This is a genomic window from Acinetobacter endophylla (assembly GCF_053543775.1).
Map to the genome: position 1 here is coordinate 1 of NZ_JBLVOM010000058.1, position 10,311 is coordinate 10,311.

Consider the following 10,311-nt stretch of genomic DNA (forward strand, 5'->3'; position numbering starts at 1 on the left):
TACAATTCCCAACGTCGGCGTTGTAGCCTTATGGTTTCTGGGATACGTTCTTGTAGAGTGGCAACTTCCGCAACACTTTTACCTTCAGAAAGCCAGAGAATAGTTTGGGCACGTTGTCTTTCACGCCAATGTTTTGCATGCTTGGCCAGAAAAATGAGTCGTTCTCGCTGTTCTAAACTAAGTGGTACAGAAACAATTCGAGGCATGTGTGAACATCTGTTAACTAAAAAAACTTTTTCGCATGATTAGTTATTTTTGTCAACTTAGTTCAGAGCTAGATTTAAAAATGTTATATGAAAACATATATTCTGAATTTAAAACTAAATCTGAAAATGGATATTATGCGGAATCTACATTTAGAACATATCGTGCATATTTAGTATATGGAATCGGTCTAAAGCTTAATGAGCTAAATAATGGCTCTATTAATGATGAAGATATAGATGCTGGTTTTGATGAATATTTTTTAGAAGAACTATATTTAAGAATCATTAACACAAAATATACAGCTAACAAGGACAAACCTAAGCGTACTTCTGAGCTGAAAACAAAGTACTTTGAACGCACGTTTTACAACTACTTGGTAAGAGAATTCGAACATAAGAACGAGAGTAACACTAGGGTTAGTGAGTTTGATCGGATGATGGTTGCTTTTGTTGATGCCAATCTTGTTGTTGGATTGCGTCCTGTTGAGTGGTTTTCCGTTTCATTCTGTTGTGCAGTAAAAGGACCAAAACTGATCATGATTGTGGAAAATGGCAAGGCTACACATGGTCGGGCTAATGGACTTAAAAGGTATTTAATACTTGATGACCTTAAACATGAAGATCAAGAAAAGATATACCTTTACTGGAACTTGCTAAATAGGTATGTGAGAAAGGTATCTAGTTTAAATAAAAGTAGTGGCTATACCTTTGGATGGGATGAAAAACAGACTTTTATTAAAATACTGCAAGAGCGTTTACGTTTAAGTTATATCAATTACTTTAAACTTAGAGGCAAGGTTTTAACTAATGAAGATCAACGACCTACTTTATACAGTACAAGGCATCAATGTATTGCAAATGCTAAGGTAAAGGGTATTGATAAGTTTGTGATAGCTGGTGCTTTTGGACATGCTGGTAAAGATACTGCTTCTAACTTTTATGGGCGAAAGTGGAGAGGCCATAGTGGTTTTAGTATAAAGCCTACTTTAGATTCTATTGAAAACGTTAATGGTAGCCATGAATTTGTTAAAACACTTTTAGCTAATAACCTAGATACCTTTTATTATTTTGATCTTAATATAGCAAATGAGTTTAATACCGACTATTATAAGGACGAATTAAAGTCGGGTTTAGTGATTGACTAAATGGATAACTCTAAAACTAATTTGACTACTTCAACATGGGGCTCTCCTTACGCTGAAGTATCAATAATAGGTAAAAGAAAATACGCAAGGCTTTTAAGAGTGTTGGTTGGTACGTTTGCCTCATTGTGCATTTTAACCGTTTTAACAACGCTTAGTTTTGTGGCTTTTAAACTCACCACAACAGATTTCGAATCTATGGTTTTTGATGACGGCACACCAGTTAAGTGTGTGCTTAGCTCTAAATCAGATCGTCCAATTCCATCTGTTATATATCAGCCAGCGAAATAGGAGTGCTGTTGTGTCTAAAGACAAATCTAATGAAAACGCTGAAATAGGTTCTTGTGATCCTAGTCTTTGGCTAAGAAAACAGGTGGATGAAAAAGATAAGGAGATTGCAAAGTTAAGACGATGGCTTGTTTTCGTGTTTTTCGCTTTTATCGTGAGTGCTGTTCTTGCGATGATTATTTTTGCTGCCTTTAATGCATACCCTAAAGTTAAAGCTGTTCAAACAGTAGATAACTCGGTTATCTGTCCAATCGAAGCATCAAAAAACCCTCGCGTTACTGACGTTGTTATTTCTGAATTCGGTAAGAGTGCAATACTTTCTGTCTACAACTTTGATTTCTTGAACTGGCGTGACGTTATTAACAATGCTGGTTCAATGTATTTCACTGAGGGCGGTAAAGATTCATTGATGAAGCAAATCGCTCAATCACAAACAGTTGGCACAATCGTACAAAACAACCTAACGATGCGAACTACTGCTACTGATGTTCCACAAATCGAAAACCGTGATTTACATGCTGCAGAACCTAGTTGGACTGTTCGTGTTCCTATCACTACTCAATTCTTTTTAGGTGACAAACAACCTAAAGAGACTCACCGCTTCATTGCGACAGTTACTATTGTTGAGCATCCACGTTCTTATCTGAACTACAACGGTATTGCTGTTAAGACAATTACGTTAACTCCAGCGCGTTAATTGGATGAAACTTATGAAATTGAAAAAATTATCTTTGGCTCTTTTTGCTTCTACTGCATTAACTACAATAGTTAATGCTGCTGATATGCCCCCGAATACTTTTGCGGATGCTCAATCTCCTTTGGTTGCACCTGAGGTAGTTGATACAGCATCGGAAATTGACAGACAGGTTCACAACCTTGTTGGTTTGCAGTTCACACCTGAGCAAACAAAAATAGTTAAAGGACTTTTGTTGCAACAAAAACGAAGCCTTTCTAGTCCTTATGTAAATACGCCACAAGCGAAAACCCGTAGTTTGGGTATTTCATTAAACCCTGGTGAGGAACCGCCAGTAATTCGTTTAAGCGCTGGCATGCTATCTACTATTGTCTTTACCGATTCTTCAGGAAATCCATGGAACATTGAAAAGATTTCTTTGGACCGTGGACGTTTCTCAGATGGTTTGGGTGAGCAAAACGAAAAAGAGCCAGATGAAATCCCTGAAACTAACATCCTTTCAATCGAACCATTAGATCCAGCTGCTTTCGGAAACGTAACGGTCACATTAAAGGGATTGGGTGCTCCAGTAATTTTGATGTTAGCTACTGGCCAACGTGATTTAGATGTTCGTGTAGACGCACGTATACCTGGTCGAAGCCCAACAGCCAAAGCTATGTATTCAACAGGCAATCAAACATCGATTATTCCAGATGGTGTGAGTTTGCAATTTATGGATGGCTTGGCGCCTGAAGGTGCTGTCGAAATGCGAACCGATAGTCCTAATGTCCGTGCTTGGAAGTTTGGTGGCTATATATATGTGCGTAGTAACTTTGGTGTTATTCAACCAGCCTTTTTGAGTTCTTTCCGCGCTAACAACGGTATGAAGATCTTCCGTTATGAAGATTCTGAAGATCTGAAATACATCACATTTTCAACGACTGGCGGTACACCTAAAACTGTTTACCTCGAAGACGCATTTTAAGTCATTAAGTGAGAAGTAAAAATGGATTCAACGAACCAACAAAATAACCCGAATGACATTGAAGAGAATTCTAGTCGTAGCACTGAAGTAGGTACTACCGATGAAACTATTATTTCTGCAAACCAAGTTCATTCAGAAGAAGACCAACCTAAAAAACTGAAAAATACAAGTATTAAAACTGCTAACAAAAAACGTGTTTTTGCAGATACGCGCTTTCGCGTTGTTGCAATTATTGGTTTGGTAGTAGTTGGTGGTTTAGGCTTTTTTATGTTTAACCCAATGGGGAAAAGTGACCAACTAGCTTTAGATAATCAGGTTGCTATTGCTACACCAGAAATCCAAGGACAGGGTACAAATGTTATCCCTCCTGAATACGTAGAATATGAACGTCAAAAACAAGCTGAAGAAGCTGCTCAAGCTGGCAAAAATGGTGAAAGCTATTTACCCGAATTTAAAACAGTTGCAACACAAGATCCAAACGGCGACCTGAACGATCAGAATTTTATTACAGGTCCAAATGGGCAACCTGTAAACGGTTCTGCAAAAGGTGGTACACCAAACATTACGCTTGAACTTGACCAGATGGCCAGAGCTAATATGGCAAATCAAGGTGGTGCTAATGGTGGCGCATTACCTCAACCAACTAGCGGTGGTCTACCACAACAACCACAAGCACAAAACGGTGCTAATCAAAACGCACCGATTTATCAAACTAACTACGCGCAACAATATGAACATGCTTCATCTGCTGCTAATGATGTTGCTAGTGTATATAGCCAACAAGCAGCTGCTAATGCAGAACGTAATGTTGCAACGCGTGAATTAAGTCAAACTGCTTTTGTTGATCAACTTGCTGCGTTTTCTAATACAAAGAACAAGGTCAACGGATATTCAACATATAAATATTCACACAACACTAAAGCATCGGAAGGGCAACAAAACCTTGGAAGCTTGAACGTTGCGAAAACGACTAGCGAATCTACTAAAGGACTAGCAATCATTAAAGCTGGTACAACAATGAAAGCGCGTTTAGATACAGGTGTGAATACTGATAAAGGTAAAAACCTATTTGCTACTGTTATTGGCGGTAAATTTAACGGCGCAAAACTTATTGGTACTGTTGGTCTGAATACTGCGGATATTGAATTTAACTTTACCCGTATGTTGTTTAAGGGCGAAGAGTATGCAATCCAAGTACGAGCTTTAACTCTTGGAACAAAACAATCGGGCATGGCTGATAAAGTCCAAAAACACACTTTGCAAAAGCTTGGCGGTATGGTTACTGCTGGAATCTTTGAGGGTTACGGACAAGCCTATCAAAACATTGGTACAACCCAAATCACAAATACTGGCAATGTTGTAAGCACGAAGGAAGAGCCAAACGATAAAGAAATTGCCGGGAACATCATTGGTAACGTTGGTACGGAAATGGCGAACATGGCACGTACATCAACAGTTCGACCAACTACGTATATCGTTAACAGCGGAAAAGTATTTGAAGTCTTTTTTGATGCTGACGTAACAACACCGAAAAATAAGGGGTAAGCGAAATGTCTGATAATCAAATGACTGCTGAACAGGCAAAGAAAAATCTAAAAGATGCTGAAGGCAAACCCCAAAAAGGCGAAGGTAGTGCGAAGGGTGGTATTCCTCCAAAACTTCTTATTGTTATTGGTGTTATTGCCTTAATTATGATTGGTACTTTCTTTTGGATACAAATGAGTAAACCAAAAGACGTCAGCACGGCAGTTGCTCCAGAACAAACACCAGAATCCATTGATACTGTTGGTCAAGGCATTCAACAAACACAAGCAACATACAACCAAAATCAACAACCTTTAAAGGACAATAGTATTGCTGATGATACGGCGTTCATTGTTGATGAAAATATTGTGTTTAAAGATCCTACCACTGGTCAATACATGATTATGTACAAATCCATGTCGTATCCGATTGATTCTGATCTAGGAATAGAGGCAGTTAACTTCTATCAAAGTCAGGGTACGAATGCACTTATTTTATTACAACGTTTGAAAGAAAAAGAGCAAGCGCATGGGCAAGTACAAAACGGCGAACAAACTGCAGTTGCTCAATCAGAAACCATAATCAAAAATGAACAACTGAAAGCTGAAAATGACGATCTTAAAAACCTTGTTGAATTGCAAGAACAGGCAATTAAGGAATTAAAGACTAGTTTAATCAAAATAGCTAAAGACCAGACTAAGCAAAAGGCTTTAAGTACATCGGGATCTAAAACCTTATCAATTCCAAAAGGTGCAAAACGCTTGGATGCTTTTGCGGTTGTAGGCGATCGCGCTTGGATGACAGATTCTCAAAACCATACATATACAGTCTATGTAGGTCAGAAGATGCCAGACAATCGCACGGTCTATGCTGTTGACGAAAACGAACAAGCCATTTGGGTGAAATAAGGAAAATAGCGTGGATGCATTAGATATAGTTAAAGCGATATTAAACATATACGGTCCACTACTAAGCTTTATACGCATTTGCTTTGTTGTAACGGGGTTGGTGATTACTGGCACGGCGCTTTTTGACTTAGTGCAAGCATCATCACCTCAACAAAAGTTCTTTGGTCATGGAATGAAAGAGCCTACCAATGGTGGGGCATTGTTGAAGATTCTTATCGGTGGTGCTTTTGCATCACTTGGATATGACGGATATATCATTGGTGCACTAGGTTCTTCATTGTTTGGTGGTAATGGCATAGAACTTGTAACGGTACAAAGTTACTTGCCTGATGCTGGTGCTAATGATTTAGGTGCATATATCGTTACGGCGGTTGTAGGTTTTACGCAACTGGTAGGGATTATAGCGGTAGCTCGTGGCTTATATGGTTTTGTAGAGAAAATTGATGCTCAAGGCAATGCGACATACCGCAAAGCATGGGTTTTAATTATAACAGGTGTATTATGCGTATACGTTCAGGACGTACACAATGCCTTTGTTAATACCTTTGGAACACAAATAGGAGGTACCTTTTTTACAATATTTTAAACAATCTTCTTAAAATAGGGTGAGAGTTTCTTAAAAACCTTGTATAAGATATTGAAGATATTTAACGAGAAGTTTAAAATTAAGCAACTTAAAGCAATAGGGTTTTAAGAATGTTTAATTACAGTGCGGAGATTAGCTCCCGTATATTAAATAAAAGGAAAGTGACAATGGTATCATTAGTAAAACACTCAGTTCGCACTGTAAAAGCGACTGCATTCCGCGCAAAAGTAATGTTTTTAGCTTTTGTTTCTGCATTAATGGGTCAAGTTGCATATGCAAACACTGGCACATGGAACCCGGGTGGTTCAGCTTACGGAAAACACGCTGCTGGTTCTGATGCGAATGAAATCTTAGGCCGTGGTGAAACATTAGGTCAAAACGTTTATAAATTCTTAATCGTAGTGTTCATGGTGCTTGGTTTAGGCTTAGTTGGTACTGGTTTGTATATGATGTATACATCAGAAGAAGATCAACAAAAGAAAAAGAAAACTGCTTGGATCTGTATTATTGTAGGTGGTGCGTTATCAATCGTAGGCTTCATCATGTTCTCTGCTGCGAACACTATTACTGGTAAAGCGTAATATAATAATAAATAAGTTTAAAAGCGTGGCTTAGGCTGCGCTTTTTTTATTTTAAAAATAGTATATACATGTTTTAATTAGACCTTACTTAATAGTATTAAGGGGTTTAAGTGAAACATATAAACCGTAAGTTTGGTATTTTAAGACCTATTAACGGCGTAAACGACAAGCAAGAGATACGTCAAGATAAAACTATCCATGATGGTTTTAAAACCAATGAGACAATAAAGCAAATAATGTCTTCACAACCAGCTAAATGCTATTTTTGTGATTTCTATGACGAATACTTTTTAGAGCCACAGTAAGCATCCGGCTAACACAGCCTTACCAAGCGATCCTATAAGCCTTAATTTAGTTCCCACCTAAAAACAAGTGGGGACTTAATCCATGAACATGGATATATATTCAGCAACACCTCCTGTTGCTAAAAAACGCCGAAAATACAGCAAAGAATTCAAACTCAGTATTGTCAATGCCTGCAAAAATCCTAATACCTCGATCGCTTCGGTCGCACTGCAACATAGTATTAATGCCAACCTTGTCAGTCGTTGGATCAGGATCTTCAGCCATCATGAGGGTGCCGTGCAGGATCCTACTCATGTGAATCCAGCATTTATTGCTTTGCCTTACACTGCTGCAATCAGCCAACCTATTGATGAGAGGATCACGTTGTGTATCACCGTGCCTCATACGAATAATGATATTCAGCTAAAATGGCAGACATCAGAAATACCTGCCTTGGCAGAATTACTCAAGGCACTTGCAACATGATCCGCATTGATGAAATCTGGTTGTCTACTCAGCCCATGGACATGCGTGCAGGTATGGATACGACCATGGCTCAGGTGGTGAGAGCCTTTGGCTACATCAAACCGCATTGTGCTTACCTGTTCTGTAATAAACGTGGCCATCGCATGAAAGTGCTGGTACATGATGGATTGGGCATCTGGCTGTGTGCCCGGCGGCTGGAACAGGGCAAATTTCACTGGGCTCAAGTTCACCAAGGTGAAACCGTGGCCCTCAGCCCGGAACAGTTACAGGCACTGATCCAAGGTTTGCCCTGGCAGCGCATTGGACGACAGCAGGTGGTGACGATGCTTTAAACCAGGCTCGACCATTCTGCTATTCTCCAAACGTTCTATTTCATTCTTCTCATGACCTCAGGCATACTGCGGTCATGAATACGCTGCCTGACTTAAGCCAACTGACCCATGAACAACTGCTGGAATTCACCAGGCAGTTGGCGCTGCAGCATCAGTCTCTAGCACAATCAAACCAACAATTGGATGCCAAAGTTCAACATCTTTCTATTCTCAATCAAAAATACGAGCATGAACTGGCGCTGTTTAAAAAGCATAAATTCGCCCAAAAGAATGAACACTTAACGGCAAAACAAATCCATCTGTGGGATGAAGCGGTTGAAGAAGATATTGCCGCGGTTGATCTAGAACTGGAACGGCTAAATGCAGATAAAACCAATGCAGCGACACAGAAAGCCAAAACCAATAAACCTAAACGTCGACCACTGCCAGATCATCTACACACCATCCGTATTGAGCATGAACCTGCATCAACCCAATGTGCTTGTGGCTGCCAACTCCGTCGTATCGGCGAAGATGTCAGTGAAAAACTGCATTTCAGACCGGCACAGTTCTATAAGGAACAGCATGTGCGTGGTAAATGGGTCTGTGATCAGTGTGACACTCTAACTCAGCAAGCGATGCCCGCCTATGTGATTGATAAAGGCATTGCTTCACCTGAATTGCTCAGCCATGTGCTGGTATCGAAGTATGCCGATCATTTGCCGCTGTACCGTCAGCGCCTGATCTATCAGCGGGCTGGCATTGATCTGTCCAGATCCACTTTATCTGACTGGATAGGTCGCTGCGGTGTAGAACTGGAACCTCTGGCCAATGCCTTAAAAGAGGTGGTGCTGCAACAGCGGGTGCTGCATGCAGATGAAACACCGGTCACCATCATGCGGATGGGTGAGAATAATAAAAAACCGAAGAAAGGTTATGTCTGGGCCTATGCCACCACACAGTATAATCCAGTTCAGGCGGTGATCTATGACTTTCAGGATAGTCGTTCAGGCCAGCATGCTGAAGAGTTCTTGAAAGGCTGGCAGGGCTATCTAGTCTGTGATGATTACAGTGGTTATAAAGCACGTTTTAAATCAGGCCAGGTGATTGAGGTGGGGTGCATGGCCCATGCACGTCGTAAATTCCATGAACTGCATGTAACTGGGAAAAGTCAGGTTGCTGAACAGGCCTTAGTGCTGATTCAGAAACTGTATGCGATAGAAGCAGAACTCAGGAAAAAGACCGATGGTACAGCGGAAGACCGCCGCGAATACCGACAACAGCATAGTCAACCAGTGATGCAACAACTATATGAATGGCTCAACCAACATCATCTGACAGTGCCATCGAGTTCTCCCACCGCCAAGGCTATCAATTACACTCTGAAGCGTTGGCCAGCCTTAAGCCGCTATCTGGATGATGGCAATCTACCGATATGCAACAATTGGGTAGAGGTGCGACACGAAGTCGCTTAATGAAGTTGTTCCCCCTGCGGGAACCACCCGTGTCACCGGGTGAATCTAGAAGGCTGAATAAAGAGCGCCTTCGACAATGTAACGAGGCACCGTAAGGTGCGGGGTATCAATCGTGAGAGGCGTACTCTTCTGGCAGCCATAGCCGGACAAGGGCTAGATAATCGGTATGGTGAACACATGTGAATCTGCGCAACGATCGTTAAATTGAACGAGCGGAAATGGCTAATACGCTCGAACCAAAACGGTAATGGAGGTGGGAATCGCGTCTTTCTACTACGCATTCGTGACCCATACGCCTCCCGGTCGATAGCAGGCACCTAAGCCGATGTACTTCAGTAAGCGGAACGTGGAAATCCCGTATTACCCCCATTGGGAAAGCAGTTTGCAAAAACTGCCCATGGTGATGCGGGCGAAGGAACGAGGAAAAAGCGAATGCCAGTCTGTAATGGGTTGGATAGAGGTTGAAACATTACCCCACGCGAAAGCGGGCTGACGTCCTTATGGTCTCTCATCACAAGAGAGTGTGTAGAACCCTTTTAATGGAGGGAGAGCAAATGAATGCAGCAGTATCAGCGTGTGCACCTTCCAGCACATCGTGGGACAGCATCGATTGGATTGCTGTACAGCGTCATGTCAGAGGGCTGCAAGCGCGTATTGTGAAGGCGGTACAAGACGGCAGGCATAACAAGGCGAAAGCTTTGCAATGGCTGCTGACTCACTCGTTTAGTGGCAAAGCATTGGCCGTAAAACGAGTGTCTGAAAACAAAGGCAAAAACACGGCTGGGGTCGACAAGGTGACTTGGAATACACCCAAGGCCAAGACCGGTGCGATGATGTCGTTGAAGAGGCGAGGTTACACGC

The 10,311-nt window shown here is 41.3% G+C and carries 12 protein-coding genes and 2 pseudogenes; 13 read left to right on the forward strand and 1 reads right to left on the reverse strand.

Annotation, left to right across the window (positions count from 1 at the left end; genetic code table 11):
• Positions 1 to 206: pseudogene (locus ACNPNW_RS04615) on the reverse strand (helix-turn-helix domain-containing protein); the annotation flags it as partial.
• An 80-nt stretch (positions 207 to 286) separates the two neighbouring features.
• Here ACNPNW_RS04615 and ACNPNW_RS04620 point away from each other — a divergent pair.
• From ACNPNW_RS04620 to ACNPNW_RS04680, 13 genes and pseudogenes are all read left to right on the forward strand, one after another.
• Entirely contained in the window at positions 287 to 1,351 is a 1,065-nt protein-coding gene (locus tag ACNPNW_RS04620; RefSeq protein WP_448766604.1) for a hypothetical protein, read from the forward strand.
• Positions 1,352 to 1,639, forward strand: a complete 288-nt coding sequence (locus ACNPNW_RS04625; RefSeq protein ID WP_032055042.1) for a hypothetical protein — start codon at positions 1,352 to 1,354, stop codon at positions 1,637 to 1,639.
• A gap of 10 nt (positions 1,640 to 1,649) precedes the next feature.
• Positions 1,650 to 2,333, forward strand: a complete 684-nt coding sequence (locus tag ACNPNW_RS04630) for a DotI/IcmL family type IV secretion protein (RefSeq protein ID WP_005005897.1) — start codon at positions 1,650 to 1,652, stop codon at positions 2,331 to 2,333.
• Positions 2,334 to 2,346: 13 nt separating this feature from the next.
• Positions 2,347 to 3,294, forward strand: coding sequence for a DotH/IcmK family type IV secretion protein (locus ACNPNW_RS04635; RefSeq protein WP_005005900.1), 948 nt, complete (start codon positions 2,347 to 2,349; stop codon positions 3,292 to 3,294).
• Positions 3,295 to 3,315: 21 nt separating this feature from the next.
• Positions 3,316 to 4,839: a DotG/IcmE/VirB10 family type IV secretion system protein gene (locus tag ACNPNW_RS04640; protein WP_448766605.1), complete on the forward strand. Its 1,524-nt coding sequence runs from the start codon at positions 3,316 to 3,318 to the stop codon at positions 4,837 to 4,839.
• Between the two features lie 5 nt (positions 4,840 to 4,844).
• Positions 4,845 to 5,726: a hypothetical protein gene (locus ACNPNW_RS04645; RefSeq protein ID WP_024160794.1), complete on the forward strand. Its 882-nt coding sequence runs from the start codon at positions 4,845 to 4,847 to the stop codon at positions 5,724 to 5,726.
• Between the two features lie 10 nt (positions 5,727 to 5,736).
• On the forward strand, positions 5,737 to 6,312 hold the full coding sequence (locus ACNPNW_RS04650) for a hypothetical protein (protein WP_448766606.1): 576 nt from the start codon (positions 5,737 to 5,739) through the stop codon (positions 6,310 to 6,312).
• 167 nt (positions 6,313 to 6,479) lie between these two features.
• A complete protein-coding gene (locus tag ACNPNW_RS04655; protein WP_005005912.1) occupies positions 6,480 to 6,893 on the forward strand; it encodes a hypothetical protein in 414 nt (137 codons plus the stop codon).
• Positions 6,894 to 7,003: 110 nt separating this feature from the next.
• Positions 7,004 to 7,198: a hypothetical protein gene (locus ACNPNW_RS04660; RefSeq protein ID WP_448766607.1), complete on the forward strand. Its 195-nt coding sequence runs from the start codon at positions 7,004 to 7,006 to the stop codon at positions 7,196 to 7,198.
• Positions 7,199 to 7,280: 82 nt separating this feature from the next.
• The gene (locus tag ACNPNW_RS04665; protein ID WP_001055585.1) at positions 7,281 to 7,664 is read left to right on the forward strand and encodes a transposase; all 384 of its coding nucleotides are present in this window, start codon (positions 7,281 to 7,283) and stop codon (positions 7,662 to 7,664) included.
• Positions 7,661 to 7,996: an IS66 family insertion sequence element accessory protein TnpB gene (gene tnpB / locus ACNPNW_RS04670; RefSeq protein ID WP_000618091.1), complete on the forward strand. Its 336-nt coding sequence runs from the start codon at positions 7,661 to 7,663 to the stop codon at positions 7,994 to 7,996. The genes ACNPNW_RS04665 and tnpB overlap by 4 nt, the downstream gene beginning before the upstream one ends.
• Positions 7,997 to 8,070: 74 nt before the next feature.
• Positions 8,071 to 9,429, forward strand: a pseudogene (locus tag ACNPNW_RS04675) (IS66-like element ISAba25 family transposase); the annotation flags it as partial.
• Between the two features lie 575 nt (positions 9,430 to 10,004).
• A partial coding sequence (locus ACNPNW_RS04680) for a reverse transcriptase N-terminal domain-containing protein (RefSeq protein ID WP_448766431.1) occupies positions 10,005 to 10,311 on the forward strand: 307 nt, incomplete at its 3' end.

Bases quoted from the DNA above. Each gene is read 5' to 3' on its own strand.
- ACNPNW_RS04625 (WP_032055042.1), top strand. From the start codon at position 1,352: ATGGATAACTCTAAAACTAATTTGACTACTTCAACATGGGGCTCTCCT.
- ACNPNW_RS04665 (WP_001055585.1), top strand. From the start codon at position 7,281: ATGAACATGGATATATATTCAGCAACACCTCCTGTTGCTAAAAAACGC.
- ACNPNW_RS04640 (WP_448766605.1), top strand. From the start codon at position 3,316: ATGGATTCAACGAACCAACAAAATAACCCGAATGACATTGAAGAGAAT.
- ACNPNW_RS04645 (WP_024160794.1), top strand. From the start codon at position 4,845: ATGTCTGATAATCAAATGACTGCTGAACAGGCAAAGAAAAATCTAAAA.
- tnpB (WP_000618091.1), top strand. From the start codon at position 7,661: ATGATCCGCATTGATGAAATCTGGTTGTCTACTCAGCCCATGGACATG.
- ACNPNW_RS04635 (WP_005005900.1), top strand. From the start codon at position 2,347: ATGAAATTGAAAAAATTATCTTTGGCTCTTTTTGCTTCTACTGCATTA.
- ACNPNW_RS04655 (WP_005005912.1), top strand. From the start codon at position 6,480: ATGGTATCATTAGTAAAACACTCAGTTCGCACTGTAAAAGCGACTGCA.
- ACNPNW_RS04620 (WP_448766604.1), top strand. From the start codon at position 287: ATGTTATATGAAAACATATATTCTGAATTTAAAACTAAATCTGAAAAT.